The organism is Saccharothrix sp. S26, assembly GCF_021390395.1.
Taxonomy (GTDB): domain Bacteria; phylum Actinomycetota; class Actinomycetes; order Mycobacteriales; family Pseudonocardiaceae; genus Actinosynnema.
On the sequence record NZ_JAJUWT010000033.1, the window covers coordinates 21982 to 39381 of the forward strand.

The following is a 17400-nucleotide window of genomic DNA, read 5'->3' on the forward strand; positions in this document are numbered from 1 at the left end:
GGTGGCGGGTCGGTCAGAGCGGCACGCGGTCGAAGTCCGGTGACACCAGCGACGCGCGCAGGTGGTCGCGGCGCAGCACCGCCAGCACCGCCATCAGGGCGGCGACCAGCGCGAAACCGGAGGCGACGGTGAGCGCGACCCGGGGTCCGGCCGCGCCGACGACCGCGCCCGCCACCAGGATGCCGACCACGCCCGAGCAGGCCATGATCGCGCCGACGGTGGCGAACACCCGGCCCCGGACCGCGTCCGACGTCCTGGCCTGGACCAGGCCGTTCAGCGTCGCGTTCTGCGCCGAGCCGCACGCCCCGGCGACCAGCCACGCGAGCGCGTTCACCACGAGGTGCGGCAGCTGCGCGGGTGCGGCCAAGGCCAGCGCCAGCACCAAGCCGGCCCCGACGAAGGCCACGGTCAGCGCACGCGGGGTGGTGAATCGGCGGGCCGGACGCGCGCCGAGCAGCAGGCCCGCGGTCCAGCAGGCCAGCACCGCGCTGTAGGTGAACTCGTTGCCGCCGATCGGGCCCAGGACCAGGAACACCTCGTTGACCAGCGCGATCGCCACCGCCACGCCGGCCACGGCCTGCGCGGCGACCCGTCCCAGCAGCAGCCGGTCGCTGCGCAGCAGCACCCAGCCGCTCCACTGGCCGCTCGGCGCGCCGCCGGCGTCGTCCTGCGCCGGGTCGCGGTCCACCCGCAACCACAGCACGACGAGGGCCAGGTGGACGAACACGCACACCGCGTCCACCATCACGGCCCACTCGACCCCCGGTCCGGCGGCGAGCACGCCGCCGAGCACGATGCCCGCCACGGCCGCCGTGTTCTGCGCCGACGACCACGCGGCGTGACCGTCGGCCGTGCCGGTGGCCGCGGGGATCAGCGCGGACGCGCACGCCCGCACGACCCCGCCGCACACCCCGAGCAACGCCACCAGCCCGTACAGCACGGGCAGCCGCTCGTGCCCGAACAGCAACCCGACCAGCAACAACACCTGCGCGAACACCGTCACGGCGAGCAGCAGCCGGTTGGGGAACCGCTCGACGGCCCAGCCCGCGGCGGGCGCGCCGAGCACCGCGCCGAACGCCACCGCCACGAACAGTCCGGCCACGGCGAACGCGCCCCAGCCGGCCAGCGCGGTGGTGAACCCGATCAACGTCAGCTGCGCGCCGAAGGCGGCCACCCCGGACCCGCCCACCAGCACCGCCAGGTCGCGGTTACCCCGCAGACCGCCGAGCACTGCGACCATTCCGCTCCCCCGCCGCGTCGCCGGTACGGACCGAGGCGTTCACCTCGCGGTGCCGATCATGCCCCAAGATCACCCCGGCCGGCGGGCGCGGTGGGTCAGTCCGCCGAACCACCCGGTCGGACGACGGCCAGCGGGCACGACGCGTGGTGGACCAGCGCCTGGCTGGTGGAGCCCAGGAGCAGGCCCGCGAAGCCGCCGCGGCCCCGGCTGCCAACGACCAGGAGCTGCGCGTCCCGCGAGGCGTCGATCAGGGCTTTCGCCGCACGCTCGCGCACCACCCGCCGGTCGACCGCCACGTCCGGGTACTTCTCCTGCCACCCGGCCAGCCGTTGGGCCAGCAGCTGCCGCTGCTGCTCCTCCATGTCCTGCCACTGGACGCGGATCGTGTCGGCGTAGGGGGTGCCCGCGAGCAGCGGCGTCCACGCCATCAGCGCGACGAGCGCGGCGGCCCGCACCGACGCCTCCTCGAACGCGAGCGCGATCGCCGCCTCCCCGGCCGGTGAGCCGTCCACGCCGAGCACGACCGGACCGGTGGCCGGGTACGGGCCGCGGACGACGACCACGGGGCTGCGGCCGTGCGCGGCGACCGACACCGCCACCGAGCCGACGAGCATGCCGAGGAACGCGCCCAGCCCCTGGGAGCCGAGCACGACCAGCCGGGCCTCGCGCGAGGCGTCGACCATCGCGGCGGCGGGCTGGGCGACCACCACCGACGTCCGCACCTCGGGCACGAGGTCGCGCACGCTCGACGCCGCCGTCTCCAGCCACGCCCGGCCCTGCTCCTCGAACGCCTCGCGCACCTCGCGGCCGGACACCAGCATCTCCGGGTAGCCGCGACCGGGCAGCTCGTAGGCGTGCACGAGCCGCAGCGGCACGCGGTGCCGGGCGGCTTCCTCGGCCGCCCACCTCACGGCCGTCAGCGCCGACTCCGAGCCGTCCACTCCGACCACGATCGGGCCACCCATCACAGCTTCCCTCCAGCCGACGTCGGCGACACCCCACACCATCCGACGACCGGCGGCCGGCCGCACGTCGACGACACCTCTCGGGTGTCGTGCCCGCCCGATACGATCCCGGGCGTGGACCCCGCCGACGACCTGCTGGCCTGGGCGCCCCCGCCCGGCCCGAGCGGTGCGGCCCAGGCCGTCGTGCTCCCCGGCTACAGCGACTTCCGGCTCGTCGCGCACGGCGGCGAGGGCACCGTGTACCGGGCCACGCAGGACGGGCTGGGCCGTGACGTCGCGGTGAAGGTGCTGGACGTGACCGACCAGGACACGGTCAGCCGGTTCCACCGCGAGCTGGAGATCACCGTCCGGCTCGGCCGCCAGCACCCGCACATCGTGACCGTGCTGGACACGGGCGTGATCGCCGGGCGGCCGTGCATCGTGATGGAGTACTACGACCTGGGTTCGCTGCACGGCCGGTTGCGGCAGCGGGGGCCGCTGCCGGTGCACGAGGTCGTCGCGGCCGGGATCGCGGTGGCCGACGCGCTGGCGTTCGCGCACGGCCAGGGCATCCTGCACCGGGACGTGAAGCCGCAGAACATCCTCGTGTTGCCGACGTCGTACGTGCTGGCCGACTTCGGCATCGCGCGTGGCGCGGACGCGGCGCACACGGCGTCGTTGCGGATGGTGAGCTACCGGCACGCCGCGCCGCAGATGGTGGACGGCCGACCGCCCGCCGCGGCCGACGACCTGTGGTCGTTGGGCTCCACGCTGTTCACCCTGCTGGACGGGCAGCCGCCGTTCGCGTCGGAGAACCCCGGCGAGGACACCATGCTCGGCTACCTCGGCCGGGTGCGCGAGGCCGCGCCGCGGTCGTTGCTGCGCCGGGACGTGCCGGTGGAGCTGGTCGCGATCATCCTGCGGTGCCTGCGCAAGGAGCGGGAGGAGCGGTTCCCGGACGCGGCGTCGTTGCGCGCGGCGCTGGCGTCGGTGCCGACGTCGCCCCCGCAGTCCACTGTGGACCCCGAGCGCACGGCGGCGGTGCGGCTGGAGGTGCCGGAGCGCTACCCGGACGGCCCGACGCAGCTGCCGGACTTCGGCCCCAAGCCGGTGGTCGAGGCCGCGCCGGAACCGGCGGTCGCCGCGCCCGAGCCGCTGAAGACGTGGACCGAGGACCTGGCCGACCTGACCGTGCGGCACCACACCGAGCACCGCCCGCCCGTGCCGCCGCCCCCGCCGCCGTTGGTGGAGCTGCCGGAGCCGCCGCCGTCCCGGCCGCGGCGGTCGTGGAAGTTGGCGGCGGCGAGCGCGGTGTTCGTGGGCGTGGCGGTGGGGGTGGCGTTGAGCCTGCCGGGTCGGTCGGAGGAGGTCGCGTCACCTCCGTCCAGCGTGACTTCGAGCGTGACGACGACCGTCGCCCCGACGACCGTGACGACGACCGCGAGCCTGCCGCAGGGCGGCGACCCGAGGTTCACGCCGGTGCTCAAGCGGCTGGAGGACGACGGGGACCGGATCGAGCTGATCTGGACCGACCCGAGCGAGGGCAGGGCGCAGTTCGTCGTGGTGGACGTGACGGGATCGTCGCCCAAACCGTTGGTCACGGTGGCGGCCGGTGCGACGTCCCACGTGCTGGAGGACTTGGAGCCGCGGGCGCCGCAGTACTGCTTCCAGGTGCTCGCCATCGGTCTCGACGACCCGGCCACGCAACGCGGCGCGTCGGCCCGCACGTGCGCCGTGCGCAACGGCTAGCGCCGCCACAGCGGCCGGGGGTCGACCGGCCAGAACACCCGGCGGTACCAGGGGATCCCGCGCCGCAGACCGGTTCGCACCTGCCGCGCCAACCGCCACGCCGACTCGCCATCGACGGGCGAGGTGTTCTCGGCGGACCGGGTGTCGGCGGCGGACCGGGCGCTCGTGGCGTGCCGGGGTGGCGCTGGCGCGTAGCCGACCGCGCCGGAGGCCGCCGGGTGCGTCGGCGCGAACGCCGCGTGATCGGCCATCCGGGCCAGTTCCGCCGCGGGCGGCGCCAGTGCCGCCGCGATGTCCGGGGCGGTCCGGTGGGCGGGCGGCGTCCGGCCGGCCAGCAGCAGCCCGTCCAGCACGTAGGCCCACGCGCCGGTCGGGCCGGCGGCGCGCAGCCGTCCGCGCCGCACCAGCCGGGCCAGCCCGAGCACCAGCAGCACCAGCACGGGCACGCCGCCCAGCACCGCGTACCCGATCCACCGCTGCGACCCGGTCGACGTGGCCTGCGCGGCGACCGGGCTCGACGGCGTCACCAACGGCGGTGGCGCGGACAGCGGGGTGCTGGTCGGCGTGGCCGTGATCGACGCGAGCCGGTCCAGCACCTCGCGCTTCTGCGCGGCGCTCGACCCGCCCGACGACACACCGGCCACCGGGTCGAACGGCACCCAGCCCCACCCGGCGAAGTACACCTCGGGCCACGCGGTCGCGTCGCTGCCGCGCACCACGCGCTCCGCACCGGTGGCGGGCTGGAAGCCGACCACCACCCTGGTCGGCAACCCCACCGCCCTGGCCAGCACGGCGAACGCCGACGCGAACTGCTCGGCCGTGCCCGCGTTCGCGCCGGGTTCGCCGGGGTTGCCGAACAGGAACCGCTCCAGCCGCGCGTACGACGACCCGACCGGGGCCTGCGCGTCCGGCGTGCGGCCCTGCTTCACCACCTGCTCGATCGCGACGGCCCGCTCGTAGGGCGTGCGGGCGTTCCGCACGATCTGGCGGGCGTACTCGGCCAGCGAGTACGGCAGGCCGGGCAGCTCCAGGTACCGGCCCGCGTTGGTCGGCACGGTGGCGTCGAGCAGGTCCTCGTCGTCGGGCACGTCGAGCACGCCGCGCACCCGGTAGGTCAGGCCCGGCGTCACCTCGTTGCGCAGCACCAGCGACCCCGAGTCGGGATCGACCATCGCGCCGTCCAACGTCACCGCCGTCGGTCGCCCGACCGTGGGCAACCACCGCCCGCCGAGCTCACCGACGGTGATCTCCACCTCGGTCTCCTCGACCCGGGCCCCGGCGGGCAGGTCGGGCTCGGCCACCGCCCCGATGGGCCCGTACAGCGACGCCGCCCGCCACGCCGCGCCCGAGTAGTCCGACAACGCCACCAACCGCACCGCCCGCTCCGGGCCGCGCACGCGGAACAGCTCGGTGTCCCCCAGGTTCGCCCACGCCGCCAGCTGCGGCAACGGGCTCGCCACCCCCAGGTCGCTGACCGGCGGCTCCACCAACTCCCGCGGCTCGAACGCACCCCCGGCCGGCAACACCACCGCGAACGCCGCCACCACCGCCACCGGCACCGCGGGCAGGCCCAGCAGCACCCGGCCGCCGGCCTCCAGCCGATCGACCACCAACCACCCGACCGCCACGATCGCGACCAACGCCACCGCGATCACGCCGTGCCGATCAGCCCGCCCCGCGGTCAACAGCGCCGTGCACGTGTACAGCACCGCCGCCCCGACCACCGGCGCCACCAACGACCGGCCCCGCCCCAGCGCCAGCACGACGACCAGCGACACCCCGAACACCAGCAGCGCGCCCGGCGCGACCAGCTCGGGCGTGGCGGGCGCGGGCCGGGCGGCGGTCAGCAGGCGGGGCACCAGGTCCAGCAGCACCGACGTCGGGTCCGCCGAGTCGACCGCCGAACCCCGCGCCACCCAGTACCCGCCGACCAGCGCCAGCACCACGAGCGAGAACGCCACCAACCCGGCAGGCATCCGCCGCCACCGCAACAACGGCAAGCACCCGACCCCGACCACCGCCGCACCCGCGAACACGAGCGACGCCACATACCCCTGCCAGCCCGAGCCGAGGTGCAGCGCGGCCACCACGAGCAGCAGCGCGGCCCACGCCACCCGAGCACTCCCACCGCCACCACCACCCACGCCCGCACCACCCCGCACGCCCGCACCACCTCGTCCGGGCCCACCGGCACGCGCACGCGCGCCCGCCCCGGCGGCGGCACCACCGCCCACACCGGCCCCGGCCCTCGCATCGCCACCGGCGTCCGCGCCACCACCGGTTCTCGCACCAGGACCGGCGTTCACGCCACCGGCGCTCGCACTCCCACCACCGACGCCCGCACCAGCCCGAGCGCCCGCACCAGCCCCACCACCAGCGCCCGCACCCGCACCAGCGCCCGCACTCGCGCTGGCACGCGCACGTGCGCCCGCATCGGCGCCGCGAGCCGCGCTGGAACCCGTGCCAGCGCTGGCACGAGCACCGCTACCAGCCGCGCCAGCGCCCGCACCGACACCCGCGCTCGCACCGGCCCCGCCGCCAGCCTTGCCAACCCCGCCAACCCCGCCACCAGCGCCAGCGCCAGCGGCAGGCTCGTTCGCACTCACGCACCCACCGCCTGGAGACACCCGAGGCCGGGGCGCCGCGCCTCCATACTTCCGGCAACAAAATCGGCGCTTCCATTCATCCCCAGGCCCGTGATCACGATCGGGTGATCTCCGGACAGGCGGGCGGTCATCGGGACACCGCCGTGTTCCAAGCGTCCAACAGGCCCTCGGCCTTAGCGTTGCGCAGCAACAACACCGAGCCGACGGCCGAGATCGGCTGGGACGGCTCGGGGTCGACGGCCAGGACCACGCCCACCGAAGCCCGGCCCGCCTCCAGCATCAGCGCGGCCATGTCCGCTCGAGCCCCGCACACCACGGCCACCACGTCGAGATCCCGGACAGGGAGCGAACGCGTGGCCGAGGATCCCGATGCCGCCCGCAAATCCGCCAACGCCGCCAGCACCGCCGACGCGTCGGCGTCCACCGCGCCCGCCGGCAGCTCCACGTCCACCGCACCCGACGACGTCACCAGCCGCACGGGGTGTCCCTCGGCGACCGCCACCGCCACCAGCGACGCCGCCACCTCCACCGCGTCCTCCAGATCCTTGCCCCGCGCATAGGACTCCGCGTGATCGTCGAGCACCACCGCCAGGTGCGGACGGGCCGGGTCGGCGTCCTCGCGGATCATCAACGTCCCGGTCCGGGCGGAGGTCGCCCAGTGCAGCCGCCGCAGGTCGTCACCCGGCACGTACTCCCGCAGCCCCACCAGGTCGGTGCCGCCGCGCTCCACCCGCTCGTCCGCGCCGACGTGCCCCCGCCGCACCCCGCCGGGCAGTCCGCGCACCGGCAGCACGCGCGGCACGACGCGAACCTCCACAACGTCACCCACGACGGTCCGAGCGTGCGCGAGCCCGGCCAGACCGCGACGGCTCAACGTCAACGGCCCCACCCGCAGCAGGCCGCGCGTGTGCGTCGGAATCGGGTACTCCACCTTCACCTTCTGCCCCGGCGCGAGCAGCGGGATGTCCACGGCGACCGCTTCACCGGCCACCTCGTCGGTCGCGTCGAACACGACCGGGAACCTTCTGCTGGTGCCCGTCAGCTCGACCACCCCGGTGCACGTGCCCAACCGCTGCACGGTCCGCGGCCGCACGGTGCGCTTCGGCGCGACCTGGGCCCGCGACAGCACCGACACCACGCCCCCGGCCGCGAGCACCACCAGCGCGATGCCCAGCCCGGCCACCCCTGGGTAGCGCCACCACAACCCCAACGCCACCAGCGGCACGCCCAGCAGCACCGCGCCCCACCCGCGCGCGGTCAGCCGCACGCCGGTCATCGCGCGGTCGGTCGCGGCACGGCCACGCCCGCCAGGACGTCGGACAGGACCTCCTCGGTCGTCGTGCCCGCCAACTGCGCCTCGCGGGTCAGCACCAACCGGTGCGCCAGCACCGGCACCGCCAGGGCCTGCACGTCACCCGGCACGACGAAGTGCCTGCCCTGCGCCGCCGCGTACACCTGCACGCACCGCACCAGCGCGCGCAGCCCTCGCGTGCTCGCGCCCAACCGCAACCGGCCGTCCTCGCGCGAGGCGACCCCGATGTCGCTGATGTAGCGCAGCAACGCGTCCGCGACGTGCAGCGTGGCGAGCCGACGCCCCTGCTCGGCGATGACGTGCGGGTTGCTCACCGTGGGCACCGCGCCGACCTGGCCCGCACCGCTGCCGGGCCGCAGCACGTCGATCTCGTGCTCCACCGCCGGGTAGCCGATGGAGGTGCGCAGCATGAACCTGTCGAGCTGCGCCTCGGGCAGCCGGTAGGTGCCGTCCAGGTCGATGGGGTTCTGCGTGGCCACCACCAGGAACGGCGCGGGCACGGCGTGCGCGACGCCGTCCACGGTGACCGTCCGCTCCTCCATGACCTCCAGCAACGCCGACTGCGTCTTGGCGGCGGCGCGGTTGATCTCGTCGGCGAGCACGATGTTGGCGAACACCGGGCCCGGCCGGAACCGCACCTCGCCGGTCTGCGGGTCGTACACCGAGGTGCCCGTGACGTCCGACGGCAGCAGGTCGGGCGTGAACTGCACGCGCCGCGACACCCCGCCCAACGCGCCCGCCACGGCACGGGCGAGCGTGGTCTTGCCCGTGCCCGGCACGTCTTCCAGCAGCACGTGCCCGCCGGCGAACATCGCCACCAGCACGAGGTCGACGACGTCCCGCTTGCCCCGCACCGCCGACTCGACCGCGTCGCCGAGTCGCGCGTGCAGGGCCCGGAACACCGCGATCTCGTCCTCGCCGATCGCCGGCACCGCCGTTGTCGTCACGCCACGCCCTTCGTCACTCGCCCGACTCACGCCGCAGCCGCCGGTTGCGCAGGGTCAACAGCCACGCGGTCGCCAGCAGCCCGATGCCGCCGCCGATCAGCTGGTTGTCCTCCGACGCCGGCAGGCTATTGGGCCGGCAGATCCGGCCGCCGCCGCAGTTCTCGATCGGCTCCCGCACGATCGCGGTGCGCACCGCCGATTCGACCGACCCCGACCCGGAGGCGGCGTAGGCACGCACGACGATGGAGTTCGAGCCGTAGTCGACCGCGATCGTCACCGTGCCGCCGGCACAGGCGATCGGCGCGGTGGCTTCCAGGGTCGTGTTGACGACCTCGCACCGCCCGGTGTGGCTCGCCCAGTCCGCCGGCGGCGCGGTCGTCACGCGCTTCTCGTACACGTGCGCCCCCGCGCCGATCGTGCTGATCACGACGGCACCCGCGCTCGGCAACGGCGGAGGCGGCGGGGGTGGAGGCGGCGTGGTCGTGGTCGTCGTCGTGGGGGGCGGTGGAGGCGGTGGAGGCGGGGCCGCTGTGGTCGTCGTCGTAGTGGGCACCACCGGCGGCTGGGTGGTCGTCGTCCCCGCGGCCGGTCGAACGGTCCACGACGCCGTGCCCGCCTCGCCCGCGCCGAACCGGTTGTACGCCGCCACGGCGACGTCCACCTTCCCGCTCGCGCAGAACGTGGAACCCGCGCACGGCAACACCAACTCGGCCGACGTGCCCGCCACCCGCGTCTCCTGCGTGCCGCCCGAGAACCCGCCGGTGCCCGTCACGGTGTAGCCGGTGATCGGCTCGCCGCCGTCGGGCGCGGCGGTCCAGCTCACGGCCACGACCACGGAGGTGCCGTTGTTGCTGCGCTGCGCCACCGTGACGCCCGCCGGACGCCCCGGCACCGCACCCGACGCGCCGGCGCTGGGCGTGGTCGTCACCGGCGCGGCGGTGGTCGTCGTCTCACCGCGCTGCTGCGGGTTCTGGCCGTTGCCACGGTTGTCGCGCCCCGGCGGGTCCGGGCGCGGCGGCGGCGGGCTGGGCACGCTCGGGATGGGTGGCCGTTCCGGGTCCATCACCGGCAGCTCGGGGCTGCGGATCACCACCTCGCGGGTGCGCCCGTCGGAGTCCACGATCACGCCCGACTGCGCGCCGGGCGTGTTGATGAACAGCTTGCCGTCGTCGAACACCAGCGCCGGGTCGCCGCCACCGGCCGTCCGCACGTCGTCCGCGCCACGGCGCCCCGACCGGTCCAGCACCACGACCTTGCCCGACCCGAGGCACGGCACGTAGACCCGGTCGCGGAACACCGCGGGTCGACCGGGCTTGGGGCAGTCGTACTGCCCCATGTCGACCTGGACCACCTCGTCGCCGCTCACCAGCACGACCACCGCCGCGTCCGGGACCGACGCGGGCGCCAGCCCGGTCGGGCTGGTCTGCGCGGCGAGCACCTCGCCGCCGAACGTCTTCGTGCTCGCGGTGAGGTCGCGGCCGGTGCCGTCGCGCACCACCACGCCGCCCTCCAACCCGAGCAGCGTCACGCCCCGCTCGTGCGGCACCAGCGCCGTGCGCGGACCGGCGCCAGCCACCGGCTTGTTGGACCGCTCCAGGAACTTCAGCTCGTCGTCGGACCACTCCAGGGCGTGCAGGTTGCCGCCGTGGTCCACGGCCCAGATCACGCCGTCGTCGTCGGCCACCACGTCCGCCAGGGGCTGCCCCGCGAACCAGGGCGACCCGACGTCGGCCAACGTCACCGGGTCGGCGTTGTGCACCGAGCCCGCCGCGCGGTCGACCACGAACACCCGGTCCAGCGCGATGAGCACCTTCGCCGACGGGCCGGGTGGCGCCTGCCGGCGGCCGGAGGACAGCAGGGTGGCGAGGTCGATCACCGTGATCTGCCCCGTGCGGCGGTCGAGCACGATCAGCTTGTCGTCGGACTGCGCGATCTCCAGCTGCGCGTCGGCCCCGCTGACCTGCAACCGCGTCTGCGGCTTGCCGGAGCTGGGGTTGACCTGCACGACCTCGCCGCGCTGGTCGTCGTTCAGCCAGGTGAGCCCGTCGCTCACCTCGACCGCGGTGCGCGAGATGCCGTCGCCGAGCGCGGCTCCGACCAGCAGCAACAGCCCCAACGCGGCGGCGCTGACACTGGCCGACTCACGCCGGCCCGCGCCGATGGCCCGACGCGCGATCCTGCCCAGCTTCGCTCCCACGGCCGGGATGCTAACGGCCCGGTATGACAATCCTGAGGCGACCGGCGAGCCTGCTCCGACCGGCCCACACCGACTCCGCCGGATGCGTCCACTTGGGACCGATGCCGCCCCACCCGTGGGATGTCCGGCTCACCCGCGCGTCCGTCAGAGGTCCGCGAACTCTTCCCGCCGCACCTTGGCGCACTGCACCGTCAACCCGGCGTCCACAGCCCGGCTGATCTCCGCCAGCGACCGCAGTTGGTCGGGCGTCAGCACGTCGAACAGGTGCTCGCGGACCGCCGTCACGTGCCCGGCCGCCGCCTGCTCCAGCACCCGGAACCCGGTCTCGGTGAGGACCGCGATGGAACCCCGCCGATCGGACGGGCAGGCCTGCCGCACGACCCAGCCCTCCTTCTCCAACCGGGCCACCGCGTGGGAGAGTCTTGAGCGTGACGAGTGGCACACCGAAGCCAGCTCACTCATCCGCAGCGCGCGCTCCGGGGCCTCCGACAGGGCCACCAGGATCTCGTAGTAGGCCATCGGCATCCCGGAATCGCGCTGCAACTGCCGGTCCAGGTGCTCGGTGAACTTGGTCACGGCGGTCATGAAGGCACGCCACACCTGCTGCTCTTCGGCGCTCAGCCACCGCACGTCGCTCATACCCCCATCATACGGCCGTTGTTGAACCTTCAACCAGGATGCGCTATGTTCAGTTGAGAGTTCAACCAGACCAACCGAGAAGGACCATCCATGACCTCGCAGACTGTGCAGATCCCCGGCTACCTCACGGGCACGTGGGCGATCGACCCGGTGCACTCGGACATCTCCTTCGTGGTGCGCCACCTCGGCGTGTCCAAGGTCCGCGGCCACTTCGGGACCTTCGAGGGCACCATCGTCACCGCCGAGAACCCGCTGGAGTCCACGGTCACGGCGAAGATCGACGCCGGCTCGATCGACACCCGCAACGAGCAGCGCGACGCCCACGTCAGGGGCGAGGACTTCCTGGACACCGAGAAGTTCCCCGAGCTGACCTTCACCTCCTCCGGCGTGCGCGCCCACGGTGAGGGCTTCCTGGTCGACGGCGAGCTGTCCCTGCACGGCGTGACCAAGCCCGTCACGCTGGAGCTGGAGATCAACGGCTTCGGCGACGGGTTCGAGGGCTCGAAGGTCGTCGGCTTCTCCGCCTCCACCGAGATCAACCGCCGCGAGTTCGGCGTGACCGGCGGCGCGGCGGGCGCGGTCGTCGGCGACAAGATCACCATCCTGCTCGAGATCGAGGCCGTGAAGCAGGGCTGACCCCAGCCCGCGCCGCAGCCACACCCGAGGGCCCGCCGACACACCGGCGGGCCCTTCGCGCTGCTCACCGGCCCGTTTCGGGTGCCACTACGCTGCGTAGGTCCAGTCGCTGAACCGGGCGTACCGGACTGTCATTCCATTTCGCCCTGCATTTCGGTACTTTCGTCCGCGCCGGCGCAACCTGCCTGAACCGCCCACCGTCTCCAGCCGTAGTAGGTCGTGGCACCAGGGTTTTGCTTCGATCCACACTGAAGCGGTAGAACTCGATGCGGACACAGTCCGCTCACGGTCGTAGACCACGCGGGTGATATCGGACGCACTCATGGCACCATCTGGCGCAGCACGCGCCGGGACGCAGGCGAGGAGGATCGGTGTGAACGCCCAGACCGAACAGGTCGACGACCTTCGACTCGTCGCGCTGCCCACCGCGGTGAACGTGGCGGAGATGTTCGTGCGCTTCTCGCTCGGCGAATGGCGCTTGCGGGCGATGCAGGACGAAGCCGCGCAGACCGTCCGCCGCCTGGTCGGCGCCGCGGTCGACGTGGCCGACCGGCGCGCGCCCGGCTTCCTGCTGGTGCGCCTGCGGCTGACCGGCACCTACCTCGTGGTCGAGGTCGAGGGCAACCGCGTCGCGCTGCCGCCGGAGCTGGCCGGCTCCCGCGCGGGACTGGTGGACCTCACCGCGGGCGGCCACCTGGCCTGGTGCGAGCTGGCGCTGCCGTCGGGCATGAACGCCTCCGCCGTGCCGCTGCCGCGCCGCGAGCCGCGCCGCTCCCCCGCCGCCGAGGCGCTGGGCGACGAGCCGGACGTGGACCCGGAGGTCATCCAGCGCATCCTCTACGGCCTGGGCGGCGGGGCGCACCGACCGGACTGACGCACCGGCGCGGTTCGCCCGTTCGGGCAGGCAGCACCACCGGTCGAAGGACTGCCACGGCGGCCGAATGGCGGTAAGCCATGAAGGACGTCCCACCCGGGGCGCACCTCGTGGAAGGGACCGCTGATGAACCTCCGACGCGCCACCAGGACCGTGATCGGGTGGACCGCCGCCCTCGGCGCGGCCATCGCCTTGACCGCAACACCTTCGGCCACGGCCTCGACCGAACGCGCGATGGTCCCCGACGGGGTGTACGGCATCACGTTCGGCGGTGACGAGGACGCCTTGCTCACCCCCTTGTCGGACCACGAGGGCGCGCCGACCGTCCTCCTGCCCGCCGTCGGCGCGCCGGGCTACCAGGAGTGGCAGCTGGTCCGCGACAGCAACCACACGCAGATCATCAAGAACCTCGGCACCGGCCTCTACCTGACCCTCGGCGGGCTCGACGCGCAGAACCACCGGCCCGTGGTCGCCAGTCCCTACCCCTACTCGTGGGTCGTCCGCACCGGTTCCGCGCCCAACCGCGTGACCCTCTCGGCCCTGGGCAAGCCGTTGCGGCTCGACAAGTCGCCGTGGCTGATCTACCCGCCCCGGGTGGACGTCCAGGACACCCGCCCCGACCTGAGCCAGGAGTGGGAGCTGACCTTCCACGAGTGAGAAGCCTTCGACGGGCCGGCGTCCCCGAGCGGGCCGACGCCCCCCGGTCGGAGCGCCGGCCCGTCGAAGCCCACCTCAGCGCCGGGCGAGTGCCACCAGGGCGACCGCCAGCACGGCCATCCCGCACCACGACACGAGCGGCAACCGCTCGTCCAGCACGACCACGCCCAGCACCGCCGCCACGGCGGGCTCGGCGAGCGTCAACGTGGTCGCCGCCGCCGCGCCGGTGTGCCGGAGGCCCCGGGCGAACAGCAGGTACGCGGCGAACGTGGTGAACACCGCCAGGTGCGCGGTGACCGCCAACCCGGCCGGGTCGGCCACCCACGTGACACCGAGGACCAGCAGCACCGGCAACGTCAACGCGGACGCGCCGCCGAACACCACGCCCACCACCGCGCGGGACGGGTGCCCGCGGGCGATCAGGTGCGCGCAGATCACCGAGTACGCGGCGTACGACAGGCCCGCGACCAGCGCCAACCCGACGCCGATCAGGTCGACGTGCGCGTCACCGCCGCCCAGCACGAGCGCCGCGCAACCGACCACGGCGGCCGACGTGAGCAGCGGCCGCGACCGCAGCCCGAGCACGATCGGCGCGGTGGCCAGCGCCACGGTCGTGCCGACGGCCACACCCGTGCGGGCGACGGCCGGGTAGAACGCGAGCGCGTAGCCCGCCACGGTCACCGCGCCGAGCAGCAGCAGCCGCCGGTCGGCGGTCCGCAGCACGGCACGCGTGCCCCGGGCGGTGAGGAAGAGCAGGCAGCCGCCCAGCACCAGGCCCGCCGCGCCCACGGCCGAGGCCGGTGCGGAGGCGGGTGCCAGCGAGCTGACGGTGCCGGTGGTGCCCCACAGGACGCACGCGGCCAGGATCGGCAGCGGTCCGCGGGTGGAACGAGCGCGTGTTTCCACGGCAAGGGTCGACACGGGGTCTCCGTTCGCGAGACGAGGTGAGAGGGACGCGAACGGGCGCACTGCGGGGACCGCGTCGGTCGGGCCGAGCGGTCAGGCAGGCGTGCAGGCGTGCGTCAGCGAGTGCGCCCGGTCAGGCGCACGGCGGCGGAAGGACCACGTGCCAGTGGGTGTTCACGACCGGCATCGTAGCCGAACCGGGGCCCGGTATCGTGGGATCATGGAGAGCGGCGTCGCGGACGACCTGCTGCGGCGGTCCCTCGTGGTCCACAAGTTCGCGGTCGACGAGCTGATGACGAAGCTGCGGATCCTCAGCGAGGAGTTCGACCTCGTCCACCGGCACGACCCCATCGAGCACGTCACGCACCGCGTGAAGCGGCCGGAGGCGATCCTCGACAAGCTGCGGCGCAAGGGGCTGCCCGCGGACCTGTCGCTGGCGGCCGAGCACCTGCACGACGTGGCGGGCGTGCGGGTGGTGTGCCCCTTCGTGTCCGATGTGTACCGCGTGCGCGACATGCTGGCCCGGCAGAACGACGTGGAGATCCTGCGCACCAAGGACTACATCGCCGCGCCGAAGCCCAACGGCTACCGCAGCCTGCACCTGATCGTGCGCATCCCCGTGTTCCTGTCCGACCGGGTGGAGCACGTCAAGGTCGAGGTGCAGCTGAGGACCATCGCGATGGACTTCTGGGCCACTTTGGAGCACAAGCTCTACTACAAGTACGACGACCAGGTGCCCGCGGGGTTCGTCGAGGAGCTGACCGCCACCGCCGCGATCGCGGCCGAGCTGGACGCCCGGATGGAGCGGCTGCACCACGAGGTCCAGCGCGACTAGCCCCGCCCCGGCACGCCCCGGCACGGCCGCCGGCGGACCCGAACGTTCACCTCACCGGTCCTGAACGTAGGACACGCGCGTCCTGAACGTAGGACACGCGCGGGGTGGAGGTTGGACTCTCGCGGTGGGCAGTACGGCCGAGTAACGTCAAACGACCTTCGAGGGAAAAGGTTACGGCCGCTCCCGAAATATCGTTGAAATCCGTCCGACTGGAGCAGGAAGTCATTTCATGCCCTCTTGATGGACAGCGTAGGGGTACCCGCAACCCCCTTGACACGTGACTGCGAATAACCCTCGCGTACTGCACGTATTTACGAGACCGGCCGGTCCAAACCGCCCGATCGAGTGAATCCCGGAAGTGACACTTCTAACATCCGGTTACAGTCCCCTCAAAATAGGGAATGACTATTCAGCAAATGCTCCGTTCGGCGGTCGCGACAGTCTCCCGGCGACCGTCACCGTTGGCCTCGCAGCCCGGTACTCATTGACGCTGTGGCTCATTCTCAGAGGATCACGCATGGACACCGACCGGATCTCCACCCGATTAACCGCGCTGGCCCGTGAGCACCTGGTGCCCGGCGCGCAGCTCGCCGTGCACCACGAGGGGCGCACGTGGACCCACGAGGTGGGCCTGGCCGCCGACGCGGCCGTGCCCATCGGCTCGATCACCAAGACGTTCACCGCGACCGTCGCCATGGCCCTGGTCTCCGACGGGGACCTGGAGCTGGACGCGCCGCTGTCCGACCACCTGCCCGGCGTGGCCGACGAGCTCACGCTGCGGCACCTGCTCAGCCACACCGGCGGCCTGCCGTCGGACCCGGAGGACGTGCGCACCACGTCCCTGCGCCACCACGTGCGCCAGGCGCTGCGCGAGCTTCACCCGCTGCACGAGCCCGGCGCGGGCTTCTCCTACTCCAACATCGGGTACACCCTCATCGGCCACCTGATCGAGGTGGCGACCGGGATGACCTGGGCGGAAGCGGTGGAAGCGGTCCTGCTGCGCCCCCTGGGCGTGCGCGCCAGGTTCACCACGAGCCCCGACCCCGACGTGGCCACGGGCCACGCCGTCAACGCCACCACGGGCCGCGTCGTGCCGGTGGAGCAGTCGCTGGCCCCGGTCGACGCGCCCGCCGGCGCCCTGGCCGCGAGCGCGACGGACCTGCTGGCGCTCGGCCGGATGCTCGGTGGCGGCGCGCCGCACCTGATGGGCCCGCGGGAGCTCGCCCTGATGCGCGAACCCGTCCGACACGCCGAGCCGTTCGGCATGGCCGACGGCTGGGGCCTGGGCCTGGCGCTGTTCCAGCGCGACGGCGTCCGCTGGGTCGGTCACGACGGCACCGCCGACGGCACGTCGTGCCACCTGCGGATCAACCCGGCCGACGGGTCGGCGGTCGCCCTGACCACCACCGGGAGCAGCGGGTTCGCGCTGTGGCGCGACCTGGTGCCCGATTTGGTCGCGGCCGGGCTGCCGGTGGCCGATTACGACGGAATGCGCGGTCTGCACCACCGCATCGCCCCTCCCCCGGACTGCACCGGGCGCTTCCGCAACGGCGACGTCGAATACGCGGTGCGGGCGGTCGACCGGGAGCGCCTGGCGCTGACGGTGGACGGCGAGCCGTTCGCGGACCTGTCGTTGTTCGACGGCCTGGTGTTCGCGATGCGTGATTCCGACACGGGCGACACCAACCAAACCGGACGTTTCCTGCGCGATCCGGGCGGCGGCGGGATCGGGTGGATCCAGATCGGCGGCCGACTGGCCCGCCGGCAGACCGCGAAAATGGTCTGAATTTCACGTTTGAACCTCCGCGGAATGGGTAAGCCGCGCCCCCGACAGCCAGAAAGGCACCTCTCGCGATGA

Annotated in this window: 15 protein-coding genes; 6 read left to right on the forward strand and 9 right to left on the reverse strand. The window is 73.6% G+C overall.

Annotated elements, in window-relative coordinates:
* Positions 1–13: 13 nt before the first annotated feature.
* Positions 14–1240: an MFS transporter gene (locus LZG04_RS38550; RefSeq protein WP_233826733.1), complete on the reverse strand. Its 1227-nt coding sequence runs from the start codon at positions 1238–1240 to the stop codon at positions 14–16.
* 95 nt (positions 1241–1335) lie between these two features.
* Entirely contained in the window at positions 1336–2205 is an 870-nt protein-coding gene (locus LZG04_RS38555; RefSeq protein ID WP_233826735.1) for a universal stress protein, read from the reverse strand.
* A gap of 114 nt (positions 2206–2319) precedes the next feature.
* Between LZG04_RS38555 and LZG04_RS38560 the strand changes: the two genes are divergently transcribed.
* A complete protein-coding gene (locus LZG04_RS38560) occupies positions 2320–3933 on the forward strand; it encodes a serine/threonine-protein kinase (RefSeq protein WP_233826737.1) in 1614 nt (537 codons plus the stop codon).
* On the opposite strand, the gene LZG04_RS38565 is transcribed toward LZG04_RS38560, so the two are convergent.
* The 6 genes from LZG04_RS38565 to LZG04_RS38590 all read right to left on the reverse strand — a co-directional run bounded on the left by LZG04_RS38565 (position 3930) and on the right by LZG04_RS38590 (position 11634).
* Positions 3930–6095, reverse strand: coding sequence for a transglutaminaseTgpA domain-containing protein (locus LZG04_RS38565; RefSeq protein WP_308199667.1), 2166 nt, complete (start codon positions 6093–6095; stop codon positions 3930–3932). The genes LZG04_RS38560 and LZG04_RS38565 overlap by 4 nt on opposite strands.
* A 140-nt stretch (positions 6096–6235) precedes the next feature.
* Positions 6236–6535: a hypothetical protein gene (locus LZG04_RS38570; protein ID WP_233826739.1), complete on the reverse strand. Its 300-nt coding sequence runs from the start codon at positions 6533–6535 to the stop codon at positions 6236–6238.
* Positions 6536–6666: 131 nt separating this feature from the next.
* On the reverse strand, positions 6667–7815 hold the full coding sequence (locus LZG04_RS38575) for a DUF58 domain-containing protein (RefSeq protein WP_233826741.1): 1149 nt from the start codon (positions 7813–7815) through the stop codon (positions 6667–6669).
* Entirely contained in the window at positions 7812–8798 is a 987-nt protein-coding gene (locus LZG04_RS38580) for a MoxR family ATPase (RefSeq protein ID WP_233826743.1), read from the reverse strand. Before LZG04_RS38580 ends, LZG04_RS38575 begins: the two co-directional genes overlap by 4 nt.
* A gap of 13 nt (positions 8799–8811) precedes the next feature.
* Positions 8812–10995: a hypothetical protein gene (locus tag LZG04_RS38585; RefSeq protein WP_233826745.1), complete on the reverse strand. Its 2184-nt coding sequence runs from the start codon at positions 10993–10995 to the stop codon at positions 8812–8814.
* Positions 10996–11139: 144 nt separating this feature from the next.
* Entirely contained in the window at positions 11140–11634 is a 495-nt protein-coding gene (locus tag LZG04_RS38590; RefSeq protein ID WP_233826747.1) for a MarR family winged helix-turn-helix transcriptional regulator, read from the reverse strand.
* 90 nt (positions 11635–11724) lie between these two features.
* On the opposite strand from LZG04_RS38590, the gene LZG04_RS38595 reads away from it, so the two are divergent.
* From LZG04_RS38595 to LZG04_RS38605, 3 genes are all read left to right on the forward strand, one after another.
* Entirely contained in the window at positions 11725–12270 is a 546-nt protein-coding gene (locus LZG04_RS38595) for a YceI family protein (RefSeq protein ID WP_233826749.1), read from the forward strand.
* Positions 12271–12643: 373 nt separating this feature from the next.
* Positions 12644–13144 (forward strand): ATP-binding protein, encoded by a 501-nt coding sequence (locus tag LZG04_RS38600; protein ID WP_233826752.1) that lies wholly within the window; start codon positions 12644–12646, stop codon positions 13142–13144.
* Positions 13145–13270: 126 nt separating this feature from the next.
* Positions 13271–13801: a hypothetical protein gene (locus LZG04_RS38605; protein ID WP_233826754.1), complete on the forward strand. Its 531-nt coding sequence runs from the start codon at positions 13271–13273 to the stop codon at positions 13799–13801.
* A 75-nt stretch (positions 13802–13876) separates the two neighbouring features.
* On the opposite strand, the gene LZG04_RS38610 is transcribed toward LZG04_RS38605, so the two are convergent.
* A complete protein-coding gene (locus LZG04_RS38610) occupies positions 13877–14722 on the reverse strand; it encodes an EamA family transporter (RefSeq protein WP_233826756.1) in 846 nt (281 codons plus the stop codon).
* A gap of 205 nt (positions 14723–14927) precedes the next feature.
* Here LZG04_RS38610 and LZG04_RS38615 point away from each other — a divergent pair, with 205 nt between their 5' ends.
* Both LZG04_RS38615 and LZG04_RS38620 read left to right on the forward strand, forming a co-directional pair.
* Positions 14928–15542 (forward strand): GTP pyrophosphokinase family protein, encoded by a 615-nt coding sequence (locus LZG04_RS38615; RefSeq protein ID WP_233826758.1) that lies wholly within the window; start codon positions 14928–14930, stop codon positions 15540–15542.
* 517 nt (positions 15543–16059) lie between these two features.
* The gene (locus LZG04_RS38620; RefSeq protein WP_233826760.1) at positions 16060–17328 is read left to right on the forward strand and encodes a serine hydrolase; all 1269 of its coding nucleotides are present in this window, start codon (positions 16060–16062) and stop codon (positions 17326–17328) included.
* The last annotated feature ends 72 nt before the right edge of the window (positions 17329–17400 follow it).